The 24,484-nt window shown below is 38.3% G+C and carries 16 protein-coding genes; 14 read left to right on the top strand and 2 right to left on the bottom strand.

Going from position 1 to position 24,484, the window contains the following annotated elements:
- Nucleotides 1-241: 241 nt before the first annotated feature.
- From IE222_RS06785 to IE222_RS06775, 3 genes are all read left to right on the top strand, one after another.
- Nucleotides 242-2,215: a right-handed parallel beta-helix repeat-containing protein gene (locus IE222_RS06785; protein ID WP_191271056.1), complete on the top strand. Its 1,974-nt coding sequence runs from the start codon at nucleotides 242-244 to the stop codon at nucleotides 2,213-2,215.
- A gap of 28 nt (nucleotides 2,216-2,243) precedes the next feature.
- Nucleotides 2,244-3,422, top strand: a complete 1,179-nt coding sequence (locus IE222_RS06780) for a Gfo/Idh/MocA family protein (RefSeq protein ID WP_191271054.1) — start codon at nucleotides 2,244-2,246, stop codon at nucleotides 3,420-3,422.
- A 168-nt stretch (nucleotides 3,423-3,590) separates the two neighbouring features.
- A complete protein-coding gene (locus IE222_RS06775; RefSeq protein WP_191271052.1) occupies nucleotides 3,591-4,163 on the top strand; it encodes a YesL family protein in 573 nt (190 codons plus the stop codon).
- A gap of 83 nt (nucleotides 4,164-4,246) precedes the next feature.
- On the opposite strand, the gene IE222_RS06770 is transcribed toward IE222_RS06775, so the two are convergent.
- Complete coding sequence (locus IE222_RS06770) at nucleotides 4,247-6,448, bottom strand: helix-turn-helix domain-containing protein (protein ID WP_191271050.1); 2,202 nt, start codon at nucleotides 6,446-6,448, stop codon at nucleotides 4,247-4,249.
- A gap of 224 nt (nucleotides 6,449-6,672) precedes the next feature.
- On the opposite strand from IE222_RS06770, the gene IE222_RS06765 reads away from it, so the two are divergent.
- Nucleotides 6,673-8,244 carry an extracellular solute-binding protein gene (locus tag IE222_RS06765; RefSeq protein WP_191271048.1) on the top strand — a complete coding sequence of 524 codons (1,572 nt, stop codon included), beginning with the start codon at nucleotides 6,673-6,675 and terminating at the stop codon, nucleotides 8,242-8,244.
- Nucleotides 8,245-8,279: 35 nt separating this feature from the next.
- On the opposite strand, the gene IE222_RS06760 is transcribed toward IE222_RS06765, so the two are convergent.
- Nucleotides 8,280-9,167: an AraC family transcriptional regulator gene (locus IE222_RS06760; RefSeq protein ID WP_223282603.1), complete on the bottom strand. Its 888-nt coding sequence runs from the start codon at nucleotides 9,165-9,167 to the stop codon at nucleotides 8,280-8,282.
- Nucleotides 9,168-9,300: 133 nt separating this feature from the next.
- On the opposite strand from IE222_RS06760, the gene IE222_RS06755 reads away from it, so the two are divergent.
- From IE222_RS06755 to IE222_RS06710, 10 genes are all read left to right on the top strand, one after another.
- Nucleotides 9,301-10,605, top strand: coding sequence for an alpha-glucosidase/alpha-galactosidase (locus IE222_RS06755; RefSeq protein ID WP_191271040.1), 1,305 nt, complete (start codon nucleotides 9,301-9,303; stop codon nucleotides 10,603-10,605).
- Between the two features lie 341 nt (nucleotides 10,606-10,946).
- Nucleotides 10,947-12,701, top strand: coding sequence for an ABC transporter ATP-binding protein (locus tag IE222_RS06750; RefSeq protein WP_191271038.1), 1,755 nt, complete (start codon nucleotides 10,947-10,949; stop codon nucleotides 12,699-12,701).
- 8 nt (nucleotides 12,702-12,709) lie between these two features.
- Nucleotides 12,710-14,530, top strand: a complete 1,821-nt coding sequence (locus IE222_RS06745) for an ABC transporter ATP-binding protein (protein ID WP_191271036.1) — start codon at nucleotides 12,710-12,712, stop codon at nucleotides 14,528-14,530.
- Nucleotides 14,531-14,843: 313 nt separating this feature from the next.
- Complete coding sequence (locus tag IE222_RS06740) at nucleotides 14,844-15,581, top strand: response regulator transcription factor (RefSeq protein ID WP_191271034.1); 738 nt, start codon at nucleotides 14,844-14,846, stop codon at nucleotides 15,579-15,581.
- A gap of 52 nt (nucleotides 15,582-15,633) precedes the next feature.
- The gene (locus IE222_RS06735) at nucleotides 15,634-16,431 is read left to right on the top strand and encodes a hypothetical protein (RefSeq protein ID WP_191271032.1); all 798 of its coding nucleotides are present in this window, start codon (nucleotides 15,634-15,636) and stop codon (nucleotides 16,429-16,431) included.
- A 245-nt stretch (nucleotides 16,432-16,676) separates the two neighbouring features.
- Nucleotides 16,677-18,029 (top strand): ABC transporter substrate-binding protein, encoded by a 1,353-nt coding sequence (locus tag IE222_RS06730; protein WP_191271030.1) that lies wholly within the window; start codon nucleotides 16,677-16,679, stop codon nucleotides 18,027-18,029.
- A gap of 404 nt (nucleotides 18,030-18,433) precedes the next feature.
- Nucleotides 18,434-19,552: an ABC transporter ATP-binding protein gene (locus tag IE222_RS06725; protein WP_191271023.1), complete on the top strand. Its 1,119-nt coding sequence runs from the start codon at nucleotides 18,434-18,436 to the stop codon at nucleotides 19,550-19,552.
- 13 nt (nucleotides 19,553-19,565) lie between these two features.
- Nucleotides 19,566-22,553 carry an extracellular solute-binding protein gene (locus IE222_RS06720; protein WP_191271021.1) on the top strand — a complete coding sequence of 996 codons (2,988 nt, stop codon included), beginning with the start codon at nucleotides 19,566-19,568 and terminating at the stop codon, nucleotides 22,551-22,553.
- A 100-nt stretch (nucleotides 22,554-22,653) separates the two neighbouring features.
- Entirely contained in the window at nucleotides 22,654-23,541 is an 888-nt protein-coding gene (locus IE222_RS06715) for a carbohydrate ABC transporter permease (protein WP_223282614.1), read from the top strand.
- 11 nt (nucleotides 23,542-23,552) lie between these two features.
- Nucleotides 23,553-24,461 (top strand): carbohydrate ABC transporter permease, encoded by a 909-nt coding sequence (locus IE222_RS06710; protein ID WP_370465018.1) that lies wholly within the window; start codon nucleotides 23,553-23,555, stop codon nucleotides 24,459-24,461.
- The last annotated feature ends 23 nt before the right edge of the window (nucleotides 24,462-24,484 follow it).

Below are 24,484 nucleotides of genomic sequence, written 5' to 3'. Positions count from 1 at the left end.
CCAAAAGAGCGCACTTTTTAGGTTTTCGGTCAATGGGCGAGGGTTCCATTGACCGAATGAGTGCACTTTTTGGTGTTTCGGTCAATGGGGAGGGATTCCACAGCCCGAATGAGCGCGTTTTTTAGGGGGAGGGCAATAAAAGAACCTCTAGCAGACTGCAACATATTCCAATGTCATTTTATTAACAAGTAAAGCAACTAAATAATTAATAAAACAAAAATTAATAGAATGTGAGGCAATTATGCTGCGACACATACTTATAGAAGATGCGGTAAAGGGATGTAAACAAAAAATTAATGTAACTGATTTTGGTGCGGATCCTTCAGGGCAGCTAGATAGTACGGAGGCAATTTGGCAAGCATTCGAATCGGCTAAAGCGATGGAAGGGCAAGTGGTAATTGACTTTCCATATGGAACCTATCAGCTACAAAAAGGGAGTTCACAGGTAAGGGAGTATCATACCTCTAATACAGATAGTATGCGATTTCCGCATAAACCCATCGCTTTATTACTGGAGGATCAACAAGATGTCATCATAAATGGCAATGGATCACTCTTTATGATTAATGGAGACTGTATGGCCCTGGCTGTTGTCCGTTCAAAAAATGTGACATTAAACAATTTTTCATGGGATTATTCCGTCCCCACTACCATTGAAATGACCGTAATGGCTACAGGGGAAGTGAATGGGGAGCAGTTCACCGACTTCTCTATTCCAGTTTGTTTTTCCTATTCGGTAGATGAGGATGGCAGAAATGTCAATTGGTATAGCGAGATTGATCCGAAAAGTGGTAAGCACTACTGGACGGATCGAAATCATAAAGATGCATGGGTGATTGTCGTTTATCACCCTGATCGAAATATTACGCGACGATATTCGCCGGATGCTGGACCTTTTTCGGAAGCAAGAACGAAGATTATCCAATTAAATGAATCAACGATCCGAATTTTTTATGGAAAAGATCGGCCAATTCTTCATCAAAAAGATCTGGTATTTACATTTTGTTCGACGCAGAGAAGGGATACAGCCGGTGCTTTTATTTGGGAAAGTTCAGATACGGTGGTTGAGAAGGTAAATGTTCATTATATGCATGGTTTCGGATGGTTAACACAACTATCCCATAATGTTTCTTTTTATAATTGTTCTTTTAAAACAAGAGAAGAAAGAGGTCTTTTCACTTCCAGTTTTGCGGATTCCATCCATGTTTCTGGAGCCAGCGGTCATGTTCATATTGAAGGATGCAGCTTCAAACTTGCACATGATGACCCGATCAATGTTCATGGAACCTTTACCCGGGTTGAGGAGAGGATAGATGAGCGGACATTAAAACTTCGTTATATTCATCGCCAGCAGGGGGGCTTTCCGCAATACTATAGGGGAAATGAAGTTGTCTTTTACCGCCGTGACACATTAACACCGATCTGCAGAGAAGATCAGCGCTACACGGTCACGGCAGTCAAGCACCCGGGTGAAGACGACAATGACCTTCAATCTATGATTGTTTCGTTTGATCAAGAGATTCCTAATAACATAATCGAAAAAGAAGATGGAGAATCCTTAGTGGTTGCAGAAAATGTAACATATACACCGACGGTTCATATAAAGAACAACCATTTTGAGGCTATTCCGACAAGAGGCATACTATGCACGACGTCAAGAAAGGTCCTTATTGAACAAAACACCTTTAAACACATGACAATGGATGGGATTTTCATCTCTAATGATTCACAAGATTGGTATGAGTCTGGGCCCGTTCGCGATGTTACGATTCGCTCAAATACCTTTTATGTAGCCGAGGTCGGTCATGCAGATTGGCGTAATGCCGCCATTCGTATTTTTCCCGTTACAAAGGGGAACCAAATACCGCCTTCTGAGCAAGCAATTCATCGCAATATTCGGATTGAACAAAACGAATTTTATATGGAAAATGAATCTGTTCTGGTTGTTAATAGTGTTAAACAGCTTTTATTTAGAAATAATACCATCCATTTGTATACACCTGAGATTGATACACGATTTGCCAAAACGGAAATCGGCGGCGAAAACAAAGGAAATGCTGATAAACACACCTTTGAATTCAATGGATGTCAAGACGTTATTATAGAAGTAAATAAGTTTGATGAGCATTATAAACCAACTCTATCATATACAAATATGCCTGCGGAAAATATGAAAGTAACTGACATGCTGGAGAAATTTCTAAATGAGGAATAACTTATTAAGTTTAGGTGGTGGGAAAAGTATGAAGCAGCTAAGATTAGGAGTAATTGGCACAGGTGGAAGAAGTACAATAGTTGATTATTGGCACAAGCCGCAAGGAAACTCCATTGTGGTCGGTGCGGCAGATGTTTCAGTAGAATCATTAGAGAAGTTCAAAAAGGAGGTAAATGAAGAGGCTTTTGTGACAACTGATTATCGAGAGCTGGTAGCAAGAGAAGACATCGAGGCCGTTGCGATTTTAACCCCCGATTATTTGCATGAAGAACATGCGATAGCCGCACTTAGAGCAGGAAAACACGTTTATTGTGAAAAGCCTTTAGCCATCACACCGGAAAGCTGCGACAGGATTTTAGACGAAGCCGAAAAATCCGGTAAGCATTTAATGGTCGGGTTCAATATGCGCTATATGAGTATGTATCAAACAATGAAAGAGATTATTGATTCAGGTGTTATCGGTGATATTAAAGCAGTCTGGGTAAGGCATTTTGTTGGGCTTGGCGGCTATTTCTATTACCACGATTGGCATGGAACTAGAGCTAATACCACATCCTTATTGCTGCAGAAGGCTTCCCATGATATTGATGTCATTCATTGGCTTACGGGCAGCTATACGGCTAAAGTATCTGCTTTCGGCAGTTTGGATTATTATGGGGGAGACAAACCGAATGATTTATATTGTCCAGATTGTGAATTAAAGAATACTTGTCCAGAGGCTAGTTTCGAAAGGCTGACTCAATGTGCTTTCAGGGAAGAAATAGATGTAGAGGATAATAATATGCTAATTATGGAGTTAGAAAATGGTATAAAGGCATCCTACCTGCAGTGTCACTTTACCCCTGATTATTCACGGAATTATACCATCATCGGTACGAAAGGACGCATTGAAAATGATGATGTCAATGATCGAGTGTATGTAAAAACAAGAAAATCCGGTTCATGGCAAGATATGAGCAACATAACCTATGAAATGAAGAATATGCCTGGAACACATGGCGGAGCAGACCCGCGTATCTGTGAGGACTTTGTTAATCTAGCTTTGTATAATAAGCAGCCTTTAACATCGCCGTTTGCCGGCCGGATGAGTGTTGCCGTTGGATGTGCTGCAACGGAATCAATTCGCTCTGGTGGAAGGGTAATTCATATTGAACAGGGCAGACATAAACCACTTAAACCTGTGGAAAAAGGTATGATAAAAAACTAAATTCATTTACTTATTCAATTAAGCCTAATTAAATGGATCCCCCCTTCATTGTCAGAGTATTGTATATTGCTAACTTGTTTTATATATTTTTGTTTTTTTGGGGAGATGGTGTTTATTTTTAGAGCAGACGGTCGTTTCTATCGAGTATTTACATGGGTGTATAACTTCATGTATTTAAACATCTTATTTATTTTAAGCTGCGTTCCTATTATCACCATTTTTCCAGCCGTCGCAGCACTTTTTGGAGTAGTTAGAGAGTGGAAGCTTCATAAAGAGGTTGCTGTTTTTTCACAATATAAGCAAATGTTTATGGGAAATTGGAAGCAAAGTTATTTAGTCGGCATTCTTTACACGATTATGGGAATGTGTATCGGCGTTGATTGGCTGTTTTTGAATCAAATCCAGTCATCTCTAAAACTGTTTATTTTTTCTGGTGTCCTTGTTGTAAGCTTTTTATATTTAATATCGTTTTTAAGCATTTTTCCTATTATGGTAAATATGACAGTTACGTTTAAACAATTGTGTATGAATAGTCTTAAACTAGGTTTATATAAAATTCATTTATCGATATTTTGTATCATTGTTCTTGGCGCATGGACCTTTCTTTCCTTGTACTTTCCATTCTTGATGGTCTTTTTCTTTTTTAGTGTTTCTGCTTATATCATTTACTGGATTGCTGATCTTAAATTCGCTTGGCTATTGGTTCGAGAGGATTCTACGAATAAAGTAACGTCAGTATAAATCCGGAATACAATATTCTAATGAAAAAGCGTAAAGACGTAGTCTTTACGCTTTTTGTACTGTTCCGGAGATGGACAGCCCTCTTAGCTTTGCGAATTTAGTTTCCTGTATTCGCCTGGTGTAATCCCAACTGTACTTTTAAACTTTCTTGTGAAATTCGGGACATCGATATAACCTACTTCTGAAACAATCTCTTTTACAGGGAGATTGGTTTGCACTAATTGTTTTTTCACTTCATTTAACCTCAATTCCCATACATATTGGGAAAAGGTGATATTTGTTTCTTCTTTAATAAACCGGCTTAGATAAGAAGTAGATAAATTAAATTCATTGGCTACATTCTCCAAGCTTAAATCATATTCATTAAAATGTTCAGTAATATATTTGAAAATATTTGATTGAAGTTCATTTTTTTGCGTTTCTTTATTTTTATTAATTTCAACACATATATCGTCAGTTACATGCGCCAGTTCTTCCTCTAAATGGTCTAATGAATCGATTTCCGTTAAGTAATACAATTTTTCTAGATTAAATGGAATATCGGCTTCTGTAACCGTTTTGATGATGGTGTTAATAATATCGTATTTCATGTGTTTGTAAAGAAGCATCGATGAATGATTGTGCTTGAGCCAGTTAAACAAAGCTGCTGTCGATTCCTTGGCAACATCGGTGTTTCCTTGTTTATAGCTGTGAGATAATTTTAGCAGCTGCTCCTTAGGCAGCCAATGTGACTCTTGGGCTGCTTTCAATTCAGAGAAGGTCGTCATTTTCTGTTCCTCAGTCACTTTCCCGCTTTCATGTGCTGCTGAGGCCTCGATAAAGGAGCGGTTGATCTGCTCCTTCCCTTTATATGTTTCCCCTACCCCAATAATCGGTGCAGCTTCAAATTCCACCAGTAATTGTTCGAATTCTTGTAAAAACGCATTTTTTTGAGCAGGACTATATGTTTGACTATTAACGATGAATGCCAGTACATTATCGTTAATTAATTCTACTTCATAAGCACTTGTACCAGTCTGCAGCTGGTTAGCTCGATGCTCTAGTTCCTCAACATCCTGTAATTTTGGAAGGGATGCTACCATTACAAAGAAATACGATTCATCAAAATTCAATTGAAAGGACTCAAATAATTCTTTTGAGTGCTCTACAGCTTTCATCTGTCCCTGCAGCAGCATAATTAAACATTGGTCACGGATTAACGGCTCTTGTTTTGCGAATTTTTCATGTAAATGTTCATGATTCGTGAAAACATTCTCAATTGACTTTTGTAAGCTAATAAGCTCATTCTTCCCTGTAACTTGATATTCTGAGTCTTTTCTTTGGACTAGTTCGATTAGTTTTTTAATCGGATCATATTGTTTCACTGAAATATAGACTGAAATAATAGTAGTTATAATCGCAATAAATAGAAAGACTAAGAAAATAAACGTTTTAAATTCAGATACCTTGTTGAAAAACTGTTTCGTAGGGATCACAGTTACGAATGACCAGCTGCTATCCTCCGAAAAGACCTTCGCAATCGAATAATTTACATCGTCAATCGTAATCTCACTAATACCAGACTGCTCTTTAATGATGTTACTAAAATCGTTTGCATTTAAGTCTATTCCATTCGAATACGTCCCAATTACTTCATTTTTTTGATTGAAAATAAACACGTTTCCTTTAAAGCTGCCAAGCGTATTGTGGATTAGCTGCTGGAAAAATGCTTCATCTAATTGTAAGACTAATGTACCATACCCGTTTCCTGATCCAGGGGAAAGCGGATACAAATATACGGGCTGGTTAGAAAATAAATGAAGCCTCGTCGATACTTGAGGAATATCTACTTGCATGATCTCTTTTGTTATTAAATCCATATTAGAAGTTTCAAAATTAGTCCGATTCTTCAGGAAAATATTCCTTGACACTAATCCTTTTGATGAATAAACCAATGGTTGATTTTGATAGATAAGATATAATTCCGTAATAATTGAACTGGTTTCTTTATACTTTAATAGTTGTTTAATAGCCTCAGACTGAAATTCAGTTTTGCTGACCATATAAGGTGTCAGCTTCGGATTATAGGAAATAAGTGATGCTGTTTTTTCTAACTCTTTTAAGCGGTTGTCGGTCAGGGTTTTAATGTTATTCAAGTTATTCATATTTGAAAGTTCAATTTCTGCCCGTAAACTGCTAACCGAATTTTGGTAGAAAATAAAGGCCAGGGTGCAAAATGGAACGAGAAAAATTAACATATAGGAGAGTATGTATTTTAGCTGCAATCGTGATGGAATCTTGAACAAAAAGAGTCACCCGCTTTCCGAAAAAATATGCTACTCCTATTATATAGAAAATTTTAGTAAAACAGATGAAAAATTTAAAAAATTTTAGCGAAAGATTAGCAAAATTTTAATATTTATGTAATTTTTTGATGAAAAAAGAAATTTTTTATCAAAAAATATGGTATTCTTTAATTAGGATTAATTGAAAGGGTTTACACCTTGTGGACGGTAAAAGAGGAGAGAATATGAAAAAACTTGTATTAATCTTTATGATTTGTTCACTATTCATCAGTATTTTGGCTGCCTGCACACAAAAGCAGAAAGCTCAACAAAATGACTTGACCGCCAAGGGGAAGGCTGCTGTTAATAAAGAAGGTTTCCCTATCGTCAATAAGAAAATCACACTAACAATGTTCGCTCCCAACGTAGGTGTTTCTAAATGGGAAGATATGAAGTACTTCAAACGAATGGAAAAAAAGACAAATATACATTTTATTTTTAACACTCCTCCGGAAGAAAGTTTCGAGACACGAAAAAAACTCCTTTTTACAAGTAAAGAGCTTCCAGATATTTTTTATGCTTCCTCTTTAAGTAATAGCGAAATTACAAAATACAGCAAGCAAGGGCTATTAATCCCGCTTGAAGGTTTAATCGAACAATACGCACCAAATATTCAAGAAATGTTTAAAATGATGCCTGATGTAAAGAAATCAATAACAGCGGCAGATGGTCATATCTATGCCCTACCCTCTGTTGACCGCTCGTTGCCATGGTGGCGAAGTCCGCTATGGTATAACGGCTCATTTCTTCAAGCTTTAAATATAGATAAACTGCCTGAGACAACTGATGAATTATATACATTATTAAAAAGGATGAAAAACGAGGATCCTAATGGGAATGGGAAAAAGGATGAAATTCCTATTTCCGCTGTAAAAATGGAGGACATTAATCAGTGGTTTATGGGGTTCTTTGGAATTGTCTCTATTAGACATGGTGTTTATGACGGTAAAGTAAAGTATGGGGCTGTTCAGCCAGAATATAGGGCTTATTTAGAATTCATGCATAAGCTATGGGTTGAAGGTCTATTAGACCACGAAACATTTTCACAATCACAGGAACAAAAGCTTTCAAAAGGAAGCAACAATCTTGTTGGCATATATTCCGGCTGGGGTCCGGAAAATTTTTTACCAGGGTCAAATGGTTTAGAAAACCCTATGATGCAGCCAGTTGTTGGTCCCAATATTAAAAAACCTGTGATTCCCATCAGCGCCGGTCAAAGTGTCGGCCAGTTTGCGATTACAAGTGTTAATCCTTCTCCTGAGGCATCGATTCGCTGGATTGATTATTCTTACTCAAGTGAAGGGGCTGCCTTCCTGCACTCTTTGGATGAGGGGGATGTTTGGGTGTGGGCTGATAAAGAAAAGACGATTCGAAAATATATCGATAATGGTCATCCAAGGGGAACATTAACACCAAATTATGGGCTTAATGTTCCGCAATGGTCCCGAATCGAATATGCAAAATCCTTTAAAAGCAAAGTCTCAGAATTTATTTATAAAGAAACAAAAAATAAGATTCTTGCTAATGGCCAAGTTCCATTTCAGGATCTATTCCTAAAGCCAGAGGAACTTGATCAAGTAATAGGGATTTCAACGGTCTTAGACGATTATGTGAAACAAATGGAAGAGAAATTTATTACTGGTGAAGAATCGCTTGACAACTGGGGCCTATACGTCCGGACGCAAAAGGAAATAGGTGTTGATCAATTGGTAAAGGTGTATCAAGGGGCATATGACCGGTATATTAATGCGGAATAATATAAAAAACGTAAAGACACGGTCTTTACGTTTTTTTACAATATTAAATAATCAATATTACTAATGTTGTTTTCTCTAAATTCTCCCGGTGAAAAACCTGTCATTTTCCGAAAGACTTTATTAAAATAGTTGGCATTTTCATATCCGGTTTTAGCAGCAATATCCTTTATCGACAAATCCGTATGGCTGAGTAATTCTGCGGCATTTTTAATCCGGATTTTCGTTAAATATTGTGCTGGTGTCGTATTGGTGTACTTCCGAAATTGTTTAATAAGGTAGTAGCTTGACAGCTCTGCTAAAGCGGCCATTTTATCAATTGAAATATAGTCATCATAATGTTGTTGAAGGAAGGTAATAACTCGCAAAATTGGTTCCGGCAGTTCTTGAGCTGGCGGGTTTAGGTTTTTGGTGAATCGGAAACACTCCATGATGAACTCATAGGCCCTGGCAGATGAAAGATATGCATCGATAATTTGATTCTCATTTGTTTCCTGAAGAGTACGCTTTAATGTTTGAATGAGACCGACCTCAGGCGGAATTTTAACAACCTTCCCAGCATGGTCATGAACATAACTCCAGCAGGAATCAGCGGCACTGCCGGTTAAGGTAATATAAATAAATTCCCAGTCATCGCTGCTTTCTGGGAGAAAGTAACAATGCTGACTGGGCAGTTTGACAAAAAAACCTTCACCTGGATGCAATGAATATTCCTTTTCTGGGAAACTGATGGCCCCTTGTCCAGAAAGAGTGTATTGAAATACGTACTTGTCAACACCCTGTATATCCTTTCTGGTTAATCCATCCCAATAATAATGAGGGGAAGTTTGCAGCTCAAATCCAATCGAATATATATTACAGATGTTGTTCTGCGGCATATCTTGAAAACGAAAACCATAGTTTCCATAAGGTATCTGGATGGACAATATATTACCCTCCTATTGCAATTTATTACTATTGTTGTAGTGATGTAATTGAAATACTATGATTATAGCAGTTTTTTTAAATTATGTGGATTTTTTTGGCATATGACAATTTTTTTTTTTTTGGAGGGTAATTATGGCGGGGAAAATTACGTTTATTGGAGCGGGGAGTACAGTATTCGCAAAAAATGTCCTGGGAGACTGCATGATGGTATCTGCCCTGGATGGTTTTGAGTTTGCTTTATACGATATTGATGAAAAAAGATTAAACGAGTCAGGGGCAATGCTGACAAATCTAAGAAATCGATATAACCAAAGTATTCAAATCAAGACATACTTAGATAGAAAGGAAGCATTAAAAGGAGCTAAGTATGTCATTAATGCCATTCAAGTTGGCGGTTATAAGCCGAGTACGGTGATTGATTTTGAAATCCCGAAAAAATACGGTCTCCGGCAGACAATTGCAGATACGGTTGGAATTGGCGGGATTTTTAGAGCGTTACGCACAATTCCTGTTATGTTTGACTTTGCAAGGGATATAGAAGAGGTCTGCCCGGATGCCTGGTTCCTAAATTATACAAATCCCATGGCAGCGTTAACTGGTGCAATGCTCCGTCATACAAACGTGAAAACAGTTGGTCTATGCCACAGTGTCCAAACCTGTACAAAGGAACTATTTGAGTCACTGAACATGGATCATGAAGGAATTCAAGAAAAAATAGCTGGAATTAACCACATGGCCTGGCTGCTCGAAGTAAAGAAGGATGGGGTAGATTTATACCCGGAAATTAAACGACGAGCGAAGCAGAAGCAACTGTCTAAGCATCACGATATGGTTCGGTTTGAATTGATGGATAAATTCGGCTGCTATGTGACAGAGTCTTCTGAACACAATGCGGAATATCATCCATATTTTATTAAACGTCATTATCCAGAATTAATTGATACGCTTAATATCCCGCTCGATGAATACCCAAGACGCTGTGAAAATCAAATCCGAGGCTGGGAGGGTATGCGTGAATCTCTTACCAAGAATGTAGAGCTTACCCATGTGCGCTCACATGAATACGGTTCAAGAATTATTGAAGCGATGGAAACCAATATCCCATTTAAGTTTGGCGGTAATGTTCTGAATAAGGGCGGACTAATCAGCAATCTTCCGCTTAAAGCCGTTGTTGAGGTACCGTGTGTAGCAGACCGAAGCGGAATTACTCCTTGCTATATCGGGGAGCTTCCAGAGCAGCTGGCGGCCTTAAATCGCACGAATATTAATACCCAGCTGTTAACCATTGAAGCGGCTGTTACGAGAAAGAAAGAGCATATTTACCAAGCGGCCATGCTGGACCCGCATACGGCAGCGGAGCTGTCATTAGACGATATCGTTTCATTATGCGACGATCTTATAGAAGCCCATGGGGAATGGCTGCCAGCGTTTGAATAATAAATTGAAAAATGTCCAGAAGAGGAGTATTTGTACTCTTCTTTTTTTATTTTTGTTAAGTTACAGACTGGACAATTTTTTACCCTCCATTCGCAATATATTACCATTGTAGTAGTTAGGTAACCGCACTACTATGAGTATATCAGTTTTTTAAAACTGGAGTAATTTAGGGGTGGGACAATTTTTTTCTAACAGGGGGGAGTTATCCAAACATATTGGATAGGTAGAGCAGGTAAGTAGTGCATAAAATTTCGTAAGTCTAAATTTCGATTTTTCGAAATATTTTTGACTGTAACTCTATATGATTTAAAGGTTGATAAATTTTTCTAAAGGAGGAAGACATGTTAGTTTTTAAAAAATTAAAGTCGTTCTATCTTCCTTATAAACGGGACTTTATTTGGTCGATGCTGTTTTTGGTCATTATGGCGGGGATTACTGTTGTTTACCCGGTTATATTGCAGATGACGATAGATGAAGTCGTGCTTGGCGGGCAGTATGACTTGGTACCGTGGATTGCTTTAGGATTTTTCACGGTGATGGCTGTAAAGGGCATATCGGCGTTTACTCAGCATTATTTGGCGGATATGTTCGGCATTAAATCGGTGTACAGTATGCGCAATGCTTTATATGAAAAATTACAGCGGCTTTCGTTTAGTTATTATGATAATGCGAAGACCGGGGATTTAATGTCACGTTTGACTGCTGATGTGGAAGGCTTTCGCTTTTTTGTATCATTTGGGTTTTCGGAGGTCCTTCGTTTTATTATTGTTGTCGGAGCTAGTTTGTGTGTAATGTTTTATTATTCAGTTTCCCTTACTTTTGTAACCATTGCAGCGCTTCCATTTATCAGTATAGTGGTGTACAAATTCGATAAAAACGTACATCCTGCGTTTAGGGGGATTCGCGAATCGTTCGGACGATTAAATACGAAGGTCCAGGAAAATATAAGTGGTATCCATACCGTTAAGGCTTTATCGAAAGAACAGGTGGAAATTGAACGGTTTAATAAATCAAACCAGGACTATCGAGAAAAACAGCTTTATACGGCATCTATTTGGTCTAAGTACTTTCCGTTAATGGAGCTGATTGGAAATATCTCAGTTGTGGCGTTATTGGCATTTGGAGGATACCAGGTGATCAACGGCACCTTAAAACCGGGAGAACTTGTCGCCTTTTACAGTTTGGTTTGGTATATTTTATGGCCGATTATGAACCTTGGTTTTACTATTAATATGTTCTCCCAGGCCAAGGCATCCGGCGAGCGGCTTTTAGAGGTTTTAGAAGCAGAGGAAAAAATTATCGATGAAGAAAATGTAAGAGATGAAGAAAAAATTGAAGGGCATGTCGTCTTTCGTCATGTGACATTCCAGTATCAAAAAGAGGAAGCAGCCGTGCTAAACCAAATTAGCTTTAATGCGCCCCCGGGTTCAACTATAGGTCTTATTGGTGCTACCGGTTCCGGAAAAACCAGTGTTATTCAGCTTTTGTCACGCTTTTATGAACCAACAGCAGGAGATATTCTGATTGATGGCCGATTGATTAAGGAATACAGCTTAAAAACACTGCGTTCTCAAATTGGGGTTGTACTGCAGGAGACGTTCCTTTTCTCGTCTACGATTAAAGCAAATATCTCTTACGGAAGGCCGGAAGCGACAATGGAAGAAATCATCGATGCGGCAAAACGTGCGGACGCCCATAATTTTATTATGGAGCTGCCTGATGGTTATAATACAATGCTTGGGGAGAGAGGAATGGGGCTTTCCGGAGGACAAAAGCAGCGAATTGCCATTGCCCGTGCTATATGTACCAATCCGGCAATCCTCATTCTAGACGATGCGACTAGTGCAGTGGATATGGAAACGGAATTTCACATTCAAAAGGCCCTTCAGGAAGTCATGAAGGGGAGAACAACCTTTATTATAGCCCATCGTATCTCCTCACTTCAGCATGCTGATGAGATTTTGGTTCTTGATCAAGGAAGAATTATTGAACGTGGGACACATGAGAAGCTTTTAGCCAATAATGGTGCCTATCGCAGGATCTATAATATTCAGTATCAGGACCACGAGGCAATTATGCAAAAGGCGGCAAGGTAGGTGGAGTCATGGAAGAAACTAAAAGGAAACAGCTGATACTAGAGCGGTTCCATTATTCTCAGGATCAAGTAATTGATAAACAGTTTAACTGGAAACAAATGTGGCGCCTGTTACAGTATCTTAAACCATATGCAAAGAATTTACTGCCGCTCTCATTTCTAACAGTGATTATTTCAACGGCAGTCCGGTTAATTATTCCGATTTTGATTGGGGTCTATACCCTTGATAAGGCCATTATTGAAAAAGATACAACACTATTACTTCAGCTTGTATTTCTGATTTCGGGGTTATATGTTTTATCATATGTTGTCAATGCCTTAAGGATCCGCTGGTTGAATAAGCTAGGGCAAAATGTGATTTATGATTTGCGCAAGCATTTATTTACCCATGTTCAGTCTTTATCGCATCGATTCTTTGATCAACGCTCAGCCGGATCCATTCTCGTCAGAATCATGAATGATATTAACTCCTTGCAGGAGTTGTTTACAAACGGAGTTATTAATCTATTAACGGATTTTCTTTTATTATTTGCAACGATTGTTATTTTGTTTTCATTAAATGCCAAATTGACGATTGCGATTATGGTGATTTTACCGATTATGTTTTTTATCTCTACGAGTCTGCGGCAAAAAATTCGCTTATCATGGCAAAAGGTCCGCTTAATCCAAGCAAAGATGAACTCGCATTTAAATGAAAGTATTCAAGGCATACGCGTTACCCAAACATTTACACAGGAAAATGAAAACACGGAATTTTTTAAAGAACTTAACCATGATAATTTCCAGACTTGGAAGCAGGCAGTGCGAAAAAATGCGATGTTCGGTCCGATTGTCGAAATGACAAATGCAGTGGGAACTGTCATTTTAATCTGGTATGGTGCAGCTTTGGTATCTAAGGGAGAATGCACCATTGGTGAATTCGTTTCATTTGCCTTTTATTTAGGAATGTTCTGGGAGCCGATCGGACGTCTGGGTCAGCTGTATAACCAGCTTTTGATTGGGATGGCCTCATCGGAGCGGATATTTGAGTTTTTAGATGAAAGACCGCTTGTAAAGGAGGCTGCGAAACCACTCGTGCCCGCTTCAATTAAAGGACAAATTGATTTTGAAAATGTGGAGTTTTCTTATGATACGAGAAGGAAAGCGTTAAATGGAGTTTCTTTTTCCATCCAAGCAGGTGAGACGGTTGCGCTTGTTGGACATACGGGCTCAGGAAAGACAACGATTGCAAATTTGGTGAGCCGATTTTATGATGCGACAGCGGGAGTTGTTAAAATCGATGGACATAAGATTCAAGACTTGTCGATTGCCGCTCTTCGATCGCAAATTAGTGTTGTGCTTCAGGAGACGTTTATTTTTTCAGGGACCATCATGGAGAACATCCGGTTTGGGAATCCGAATTCCAGTGATGAAGATGTTATCGCAGCTGCAAAAGCGGTAGGGGCTGATTCCTTCATTGTTCAGTTGGTAAATGGTTATCATACAGAGGTAGAGGAACGGGGAAATATTCTATCAGTAGGTGAACGTCAGCTTCTTTCTTTCGCCAGAGCACTCCTTGCTGACCCTAAAATTCTCATACTTGATGAAGCAACTGCAAGTATTGATACGGAAACAGAAGTAAAGATTCAGCAAGCATTAAAAGCGTTATTAAAAGGAAGAACTGCCATCATGATTGCACACAGATTATCTACCATTAGGGAAGCCGACAAGATTATTGTACTTGACCATGGAAATATCTTAGAACAAGGAAATCATGACACACTTATGACAAGACAAGGTGTTTACTATGGATTAGTGAAAGCACAGTACAAAATGCTTGGTGCAGTTTGATTGTCAAAAATAACTATAATATAAAAAGAAAGAAGGGGAAGACATGTAAATGTTTTCCCCTTCTTTTCTTTTGAACCTGCAATATGTTTTTTTATGGACCATTGTAAGGGGAGAACTAGTAACTGCTAAATTCAGAGGTGGCAGTATTTGCATGTTTAACATATAGGGAAAATTCTACATATCGACATTTTTCTTAGTAATACCATATAATTCAATCGTTCCCACTAATTACGAATATTGTGAATTTGTTAGGTTGTCAAATTATGACGACTTAAAGAGAAAAATAAAATAGATTTAAGGGAGGGAGAGTTTAATGAAAATCCTCATTATCGAAAAGGAGGACACAAGCAGAGATATTCTCAAGGCTCGTTTCTTAAATGAAGGCTGGGGGGTTTTAACCTCGAGCGATGGCTTAGAGGCTTTGCAGAAGGTTAAAACGTTTAAAGTAGATTTAGTCATTTTGGATCCCATGGTCCCGAAATTACCAAGTGATGTAATTTGTAAAGAAATTAGAAAAATAACAACTGTCCCTATTTTGGTTATTTCTTCAAGGTCCAATGAAGAAGATATAGTAAACGCACTTAATTTAGGAGCAGATGATTACATTATTAAGCCTTTCCGGATTAATGAAGTTTTAGCACGCATTAAGGCATTGTTAAGAAGACTTGAAATGTTTGCGAAAAAAACCCAACATGTAGTTTGCTTTAATCAAAATACTCTCATCATTAATTTTGAAACTCAAGAAGTACTCGTTGATGGAAGAGCTGTCCAATTGACTTCCACAGAATTTAAAATTCTCCAAGCATTTGCTCAAAAACCGGGAAAGGTTTTTAGCAGACAAGATTTGTCATATATTGTCCAAGGGTATCGTTTTCTTGGTGATGCACGTACAATGGATGCACATATAAAGAATCTCAGGAAAAAGCTTGAGAAAAACCCGCGAACCCCTAAATATATCGTTACTAAGACGGGAGCGGGATATAAATTTAATTGTGTCCAAGATCATGCTCCATTAATCGATAGTCCAGAGCTGTTAATTGAAACTTCTTAAAATAAACCCATGGACAGTATTATAAATTTAAAGCACTAGATGGAGGGTTTAAATGTTAGTTGTGGAAGCAATTAAGAAAGTTCACCGCCATTTCACTCTCATTTTTCTGCCAGTTATGTTTGATTTGCTTTCTTTTGTAGTGGGCTGGTTAATGGTTGGGATGGATGGAAAAGAGAGAATTTCAATTCGTTTAATTTTGGAGATGGGTCTTCCTTCTGTTAGCCATGTATCGAACATTCCACTTTTTGCAAATAATATTGACCTTTTAAAGAGTTCTGGAAATCTACCATCTTTTTCATGGCTGATTGTTATCGGGCTGATCATTATAGGTGCATTTTTGCAAGGAGGATATATTAGCTTCTTATTTTCGATCGTAAATGGAAAGGCTTTCGATATTTCAAATTTTCTGCATGCTGGTAAGAAGAATTGGATCCAATTTATTTTTCTGTGGCTCATTCTATTTTTGGGGAAAATCAGCGTAACGGCATTCTTGGTTCTCATGTTTAAAATTATTGGCGTTTTTGCAGCGCTTGTTTTGTTCATTTGCTTACGCATTTTGTTCATTTATCTGGAATTCACCATAGTTGTTGACGGTGTAAGTATGGCAGCGGCCTTCAAAACCTGTAGAGGCTATCTAAAAAAATCCCTATTTCCTTCATTCAGTTTAATTTTTATTATGTATTTCATTTCAAGTTTAATGAGTTACCTCATCCATATGTATTGGGGACCTTATAGTATTATAGCTTCCATTTTTGTATACGGTTATTTAATGAGTGTGATCCAAACCATCTTTATGATGATTTTATGCAGGACAAGGGATGAGTTAAATTACCAGATCAAGGCTGCTTAGGGAGAAACTATGTTAATAACCCTTCCTCCAATATTAGACTAGAGTGAATTTTCACACCAAATTCACAATTAATAGAGTAGTATTTTGGTATGCGCTTACACATGGCAGCAAGTTGGGGAAGGATTAACAAAGAAACCCAAAAAAGTTGAACGATGGGGGGATGATGGAAGTTCATTACAGGTTAATTGTAATTGTTGCTGGTTTATATTTTTAAATTTTAATTTCTTAAGAGGGGGATCTTGTTCATGAAAAGGAATAAGAATATTTGGTTTGTATTACTTACGTTTTTGTTATCGCTCTCATTAATTACTGCTTGCAGCAATACTTCTGAGAAAACTAACACATCCGAGAAGCCGAAAACGAATGAGAAAACAACAGCCAATGAAAAGAAAGCGGAAACAGAAGTGGATGAAACAGAAGCTACACTAAGATGGGCATATCAGTGGGGACAGGAAAATTTCGATAATGCTATCGGCAAATACATTAAAAAGAAATTCCCTAACGTTACCATTGAGGTTCAAGAAGCAGGAACAGATAATTCTGAATCACTTGAACAGCTAGTTGCCGCAGGAAAAAGTCCTGATATCGTTACAATGGGTCTTATGACACATACAAACTTCATGAAAACACTTGGCCTTGATTATAATATGGAAGATTTAATGAAAAAAGAGGGCTTTGATTTAAATCGTTTTGATCCTTCCATCATTAAATTTGTCCGTAACCAGGATCCATACGGTAAGGGCGGAATATACGCAATTCCGACTGCACGTGCTACTTTCTCTTTGCACTATAACAAGGATGTTTTCGATCTTCTTGGTGTTGACTATCCAACAGATGATATGACATGGGAAGAAGTCATTGAACTTGCGAAGAAATTAACACGTGAAGTCAACGGGGTTCAGTACCGCGGATTAGACCTTGATGTTCCATATGATGCATATACTCAATTCAGTCAAAATTCAATTGACCCTGATACAGATAAAGTTTTAATTACACAATCAGAAGCCTATAAAAGATACTTGGAAATGGTAAAATCATTCACTTCCATCCCAGGAAACTACCCTGCAAAAGAACCTGGCAGCCTGCTTCATAACTGGGGTGCTGAATTTGGAAAAGGCAACGTTGCTATGGCACCTGCTAAGACACACCACGGCTGGTTAGCTGAAAAAAATATTGATATTGTCTCTTTCCCTAGCTGGAAAGGCCTTGAAGGTATTGATCCAGCGCCAAATGGCAATGGCCACGCTATTACTGCACCAAGCGAACACAAGGAATTAGCATTAAAAATTCTTGCATACTTATTCTCTGACGAAGTACAAATGGAAAAATCAAAATTAGGTGAACCATCTCCATTAGTGAATCCAGAAGTTCATAAAGTATTCGCAGAGAATAAACCAGAGTTCCATGATAAAAATCTTCAATCGCTATTCTTGCATAAATATGCAACTGGTCCAGATAAGAAGGCTAAATACGGAGATGGTGTTCTATGGACAGCACCTATCGAGTATGTAAACTCTGGTAAGGATATAAATGAGTTTTTACGTATCCTTCAAGAAAAAGCTGAACAAAGCGTAAAAGAACAAAAGGAATCTGAGTAAATCGGTAATAAATGATCTAAAGCTGTCTGTCTTATTCAGCTTTAAACCATGAATATGAGAACGAAAGGAAACTCTTCAAGTTTTTAGAATCTAGCTCCAGCGCCTAGCCCCTCGAGGTCAAATAACCTTCAGCACTAAAAGTCAAAAGACGGACTTTTAGTGCTGAAGAACATTTGCTTGTCGGTGCTGACCAAGGCGCTTGTGCTTTTTGTTCTTGCAGAGTTTCCTTTTAAATATCGTGGGTTTGGAGATTTTTACATCAATCCAAATGTAATCTAGGGGGCATTGCTCTTCTCCGTTTAACCCCTCAATAAATAATCTTCACACTTAATTCACATAAAAATAATTAAAATAAAAGTACGAATCATCAGGTTTTGGAACAATTTGTCTTAGGAGGCTACCTCATGGCGAGAATTTTGTTGAATAATGTTACAAAAAGATACGGCAAATTTAAAGAACTGGCAGTAGATAATTTTAATATGGATATCAAAGATCAGGAGTTTTTGGTATTCCTAGGTCCTTCGGGGTGCGGAAAGTCTACCACTCTTCGAATGGTTGCAGGTCTTGAAGATATTTCGGAAGGCGAGATCTACATTGGCGATACTCTAGTGAATGATTATCCGCCGAAGGATCGGGATATTTCAATGGTATTCCAAAACTATGCTTTATACCCGAATCTAACAGTCTATGAAAATATTGCTTTTGGGCTTCGGATCAGGAAGATGCCTAAGCATGAAATTGAAGCAGCAGTGAAACGAGCAGCAGATGTGCTCGAAATTGGGAATTTTCTTAACCGCAAACCAAGAGAGCTTAGTGGCGGTCAAAGACAGCGTGTTGCATTAGGAAGGGCAATAGTCAGGTCACCACAAGCGTTTCTAATGGATGAGCCATTGTCTAATCTTGATGCAAAATTAAGGGTTCAGATGAGGGCTGAGATTATTAGATTACATAGAACGATAGGTGTTACAACAATTTATGTAACCCATGATCAAATTGAAGCCATGACAATGGGAGATCGCATTGTTGTCATGAATAAAGGAGTAATCCAGCAAGTAGATACTCCAGAGCAAATTTACCATAAACCACAAAATTTATTTGTAGCTAAATTTATTGGAAATCAGCCAATGAATTTCTTTGAAGGCACAATAGAAGAAATTAATGGGTATTTAACATTTTCAACTCAAACTTTTAGCATTAGGTTAACAGATAAACAAACAAAAATGTTTAACCAATTACGCGGAGTTAGCTACAACATTATTATGGGAATCAGACCGGAATACATGAGCTTTGAAAAAGAAATGTTCGACGTTTACCCAAATGCAGTTTTAAAAGGTGTATTACAATTCAATGAGTTTATCGGCTCAGACCATTACTATCACCTAGATTCTCAAGGAAGAGAGTCATTTACAGTCCGCGCTCATCCTAGGTTTTCATATAGGGAGGGCGAAGAAGTAAGGGTCGCTATTGATATGGAGAAGGTCTTGTTTTTTGACAGTAAAACAGAAAAATTGTTAACAATTTGAATGGAGGGAGGATATGGCACCTCAATTTCGTAAGACATCCATCAGGAGATTACAAGCTATTAGCATAATCGTTATTTTCATCATCGGGACGATGCTGCCCCTGTTTAATAAACCAAGCAGTATTGCCCATGCAGAGGAGAAATTGAAATCAAAGGAAACGGCTGATGCTGACACATTTGAAAAACAGTTAGAGCCGTATTATTACGAAGTAGTACAGAAGTGGAAAAGTGACGGAGTTCAGCCGGGAAGCGAGCAATTGAAATTAGATGCTGGGAACTTTTCTAATAAATCCCGAGATGCTGGTGTGACCTTGGGGTCCTATGCCGGGAAAGATCATGCCTTGCTTTGGTCAACACAAAATGGCTGGGTAGAATATAACGTTAATGTGAAGGAAGAGGGCTTGTATGAAATGGCGTTTGAATACGCCCCATTCCTGCAAAAAGATGGAGGAACCAGACAATCAATCATTTTCAATGTACAGATAAATGGAGCTTACCCATTTAAAGAATCACGTGCAATCGAGCTGAAGCGGGAATTTCGCGATGAAAAGCCACAATATGACGAAAAAGGAAACCAAATACGTTCGCTTGTGGAAGATATAACTGGCTGGAGAACAGAAGCACTTCGGGAATCTGGAGGGGCTAATGTTGAACCGTTGTTGTTCCATTTAAAAAAGGGAGAAAACATTATCCGCCTGCAAGCCCTTAGGGAATCTGTTGCACTGAAAACAATAGAAATTAAATCACCAGAAACATATAAGACTTATCAGGAAGTGAAGGAAGAATACCCCTCGAATTCTGGAAAAAACGGTAAGCTTATCACAATTGAAGCAGAAAATTTCAGCAAGAAGAACTCCACCTCTATTCAAGTTCAATATGATCGTGATCCGTTAACTACCCCGGAATCACTAAAAAAAATAAAATTTAATACGCTGGGCGGATCGAACTGGTACCAAGGTGGACAAGCAGTTACTTGGGAATTTGACGTGCCGGAGGATGGAACCTATAAAATTGGATTCCGCGGCATGCAGAATTACAGGAAAAATCTAGCTACATTTAGAACGGTTTATATTGATGGGAAAATACCATTTGAGGAATTAAAGCATTTTCGAATTCCATATGCCTCGGGATGGCAGGAGGTTATATTGGAAGGAAAGGGGAAAAGCCCATATTCCATTTATTTAACTAAGGGTAAGCATACGATTTCACTTGAAGCAACATATGAGCCGTTTGTGCCGCTGATTATTCAGATGGATAAACTATCTAATGAAATAAGGGCGATTTCTCAAGATCTTAGGCTTGCCACAGGAAACCAGGAGGACAGTTTCAGGGTTTGGAATGTAGAGGAAGAACTGCCGGGTCTACTTGACAAATTAAAAGCCATGAAAAAACAGATTGAAACCATGACAAAAGAAATGCTTAAGGTCAACGGCGAAAGAAGTAATGTGTCACAAGCATTAGAATCTATTGTTCAAGATCTCACTTATTTGCTGGATGAACCAGGTGAAATCGCTAATAGCCAAGTGAGAATCGGAGCGCTTCAAGATAGTCTGGAGAATCAAAGGCAAGAATTAATGAATAGTCCTCTTGCAGTAGACAAGTTTTATATTTCTCCTGATAAAGAAGAGTTTCCGAGTATGACGGCGAATTGGTTCCAGAAAATTCAAGGCAGCTATAATTCCTTGATTTATTCCTTCTCAGATCAAAATCAATTACATCAGCAATCAGATAAAGAATTGAATGTCTGGATGATGTGGGGAAGGGATTATGCAGAAGAACTTCAACAATTGGCGAATCAGTATTTTACACCAAAGTATGGGATTAAGGTAAACGTGAATCTAATCCAGGATACCAACTTGCTTATCTTAGCTAAATCTGCCGGGATTATGCCGGATGTCGCTCTTGGTGTTCCGAGCGGAATGCCATTTGAAATGGCGGTACGCGGTGCTGCAAAGGATATTTCAACCATGCCGGGAGCAGAAAAACTATTAGAACAATATGCTCCGGGTACATTACTTCCATACTATTATGATGGGGGGACCTATGGTATTCCGGAAACCATTAATTTCAAGGTTCTCTTTTATAGAAAAGACATATTGGATCAACTTGGCTTAGAGGTTCCTCAAACATGGGACGATGTGTACGATATGCTTCCGACATTATTGCAAAACCATCTTAATTTCTATGCGGATCCAAAAGACTTTTCCTACATGCTTTATCAAAATGGTGTGGAGTTATATACTCCGGACGGAATGGAAACAGGACTGGATCAACCTGAGGCCTTTAAGGGATTTGAGGAATGGACAAACTTGTTCAATTTACACGGTATGGATCGACAGGTTCAAAGCTTTTATCAGCAGTTCCGTAAAGGGTTGTTCCCTATTGGGATAGCAGACTTTAATCAATATATGCAATTACTCGTTGCAGCACCGGAAATTATGGATGCTTGGGGGATTGCGCCAATTCCAGGACATATCGATCCATCTGGAGCGAATGTCAGGTGGGCTGGGGGAACCGGTATGGGTACAACCAGCATGATGCTATTTAATGATACTCCAAAGGAAAAACAAGAGCTGGCATGGGATTTTATTAAATGGTATTCATCTCCGGAAGTTCAAACAGAATATGGCCTTAATCTCGAGCAATTTCGTGGTGAAACATTTAGATGGAATTCTGCCAATGTAGCTGCCTTTAGTAAAATGCCGTGGAGGAAATCGGATTTACAAGCCATTTTGGAACAATGGAAATGGGAGAAGGACATTGCTAATGTCCCTGGTGGATATATGACGACAAGGCAATTAGACTTTGCTTGGAATCAGACCGTTCTTGAAGGCGGAAATCCTAGGATTGAGTTGGAAAAGGCGGTAAAAGCTATAAAACGTGAGTTGAAAAGAAAACAATCTGAGTTTCACCTTATTGATGAAAATAATAAGGTTTTGAATCCTTTAGACGTCCCAATTATTTCAGAACCATGGAAAGGAGTGGAACCATATGAACAATGATGTTCAGCTTGAAAAAGCGAATGTAAGCACAATAAAAACAACGAAAATCAATAGCCTTAAAGCTGAACTGGCTGACCGTACAAGGAAGGTCCTGGCGAATATGTGGAAATACCGCCTATCCTATCTGTTTATTGCACCCTTTATGATTCTGTTTTTGATCTTTATCGTGGTCCCAGTGTTAGCGGCAATCGGTTTAAGTTTTACCTATTTTAACTCCATCCAATTTCCAACCTGGACGGGATGGTTAAACTATCAAACTTTATTCTCTCAAGACATTGTTTTTTTACAGAACGTTCTGCCGAACACGTTTAAATTTTCATTGTTTGTCGGTCCAGTCGGTTTTGTTCTTGCATTTCTTCTTGCTTGGTTTATTGCCCAGCTCCCAAATACATTAAGAACGGGATATGCACTAGCTATGTATGTCCCGTCACTTGCAGCAGGAGTAGCCATGTCGGTCGTTTGGCAAGTTATGTTTTCCGGTGACAGAACCGGCTATATTAATAGTTTTCTCCTTAAATGGGGATTTATTACCGAGCCAATTATTTTCTTACAGGATCAAGACTGGCTGTTAAATATCATGATTGTTGTATCAATTTGGTCAAGTATGGGCATTGGATTTTTGGCGATGCTCGCAGGCTTATTGAATGTGGATAAAGAGTTGTACGATGCCGGTAAAATTGACGGGATTTCGAGCAGGCTTCAAGAAATTTGGTATATAACTGTTCCAATGATGAAACCGCAATTATTATTTGCCGGTGTAATGTCCATTATTCATACGTTACAGGCAGGAAGCATCGGTGTACAGCTTTCAGGTTCAAATCCTACTCCCAATTACGCTGGGCAGGTAATGATTAGTCATATTGAAGACTATGGATTCATCCGGTTTGAATTGGGATATGCGAGTGCAATTTCAGTCGTACTATTAGTTATGATGTTTCTATTAAGCCGAATATTCTTCTACCTATTAGAAGATAAGGAGGGTAAATAGAAATGAAAATGATAGAAGTATTGAGGAACTTTGCACAAGAAAGCAAGTGGAAGTGGAGCAATTTTCTACTAGAAATAAAAAGATTGGATCGAACACAATATATCATTTTATTCTTTCTGACAATCGCGTCGATCTTTATGCTCCTTCCAATTGTATATATTTTCAATCATGCTTTTAAGCCTTTACATGAGTTATTTCTGTTTCCGCCGACATTTATCGTGCAGGATCCAACGTTTCAGAACTTTATCGAGCTGTTAACATTAACATCCAATACATTTGTACCGGTTTCTCGATTCATTTTTAACAGTGTCATTGTTACAGTTCTTGCTACTATTGCGATGGTTGTAACAAGTGCACTTTGTGCATATGCGTTGTCAAAACATCCTTTTCCAGGTTCAAAGCTGGTGTTTTCATTAATTATGATTTCACTCCTGTTTGTACCACAGGTTTTACAAATACCAAGGTATGTGGTTGTGGAAAGTTTAGGGATTATGAATACATACTGGGGACATGTTTTGCCTTTGATTGCTATGCCGGTTGGAGTATTTTTAATGAAACAATTTATTGATCAAGTACCAAATGAAGTATTAGAGGCGGCAAAAATAGATGGTGCATCCGAATTCGGAATGTTTTTTAGAATTGTTATGCCAATTGTTACTCCAGCAATTGCAACAATTGCTATTATTTCATTCCAGTCGGCTTGGGGGAATACAGAAACTTCACAATTATTTATGCAGGATGAATCGATGAAAACACTGCCATATTACATGATGTCTTTAACGGCAAATTTAGCAAATTCTGTAGCTAGACAAGGGGCTGCTGCAGCTGGAGCGCTTATCATGTTTTTACCTCAGTTCATCATGTTTTTATTCTTCCAAAGAAAAGTTATCGCCACCATGGCGCATTCTGGAATTAAATAAGGCGGATAGGAACGGAGGTTAAA

The organism is Neobacillus kokaensis (genome assembly GCF_014656545.1).
GTDB lineage: Bacteria > Bacillota > Bacilli > Bacillales > Cytobacillaceae > Neobacillus > Neobacillus kokaensis.
Note: the sequence above shows the minus strand (reverse complement) of the source record. Positions and strands in the feature narration are given on the sequence as shown.

Coding starts and splice junctions, on each gene's coding strand:
- IE222_RS06765 (WP_191271048.1), top strand. CDS start 6,673: ATGAAAAAACTTGTATTAATCTTTATGATTTGTTCACTATTCATCAGT.
- IE222_RS06725 (WP_191271023.1), top strand. CDS start 18,434: ATGGCGAGAATTTTGTTGAATAATGTTACAAAAAGATACGGCAAATTT.
- IE222_RS06755 (WP_191271040.1), top strand. CDS start 9,301: ATGGCGGGGAAAATTACGTTTATTGGAGCGGGGAGTACAGTATTCGCA.
- IE222_RS06730 (WP_191271030.1), top strand. CDS start 16,677: ATGAAAAGGAATAAGAATATTTGGTTTGTATTACTTACGTTTTTGTTA.
- IE222_RS06775 (WP_191271052.1), top strand. CDS start 3,591: ATGTATTTAAACATCTTATTTATTTTAAGCTGCGTTCCTATTATCACC.
- IE222_RS06785 (WP_191271056.1), top strand. CDS start 242: ATGCTGCGACACATACTTATAGAAGATGCGGTAAAGGGATGTAAACAA.
- IE222_RS06735 (WP_191271032.1), top strand. CDS start 15,634: ATGTTAGTTGTGGAAGCAATTAAGAAAGTTCACCGCCATTTCACTCTC.
- IE222_RS06720 (WP_191271021.1), top strand. CDS start 19,566: ATGGCACCTCAATTTCGTAAGACATCCATCAGGAGATTACAAGCTATT.
- IE222_RS06780 (WP_191271054.1), top strand. CDS start 2,244: ATGAAGCAGCTAAGATTAGGAGTAATTGGCACAGGTGGAAGAAGTACA.
- IE222_RS06750 (WP_191271038.1), top strand. CDS start 10,947: ATGTTAGTTTTTAAAAAATTAAAGTCGTTCTATCTTCCTTATAAACGG.
- IE222_RS06745 (WP_191271036.1), top strand. CDS start 12,710: ATGGAAGAAACTAAAAGGAAACAGCTGATACTAGAGCGGTTCCATTAT.
- IE222_RS06740 (WP_191271034.1), top strand. CDS start 14,844: ATGAAAATCCTCATTATCGAAAAGGAGGACACAAGCAGAGATATTCTC.
- IE222_RS06715 (WP_223282614.1), top strand. CDS start 22,654: ATGTGGAAATACCGCCTATCCTATCTGTTTATTGCACCCTTTATGATT.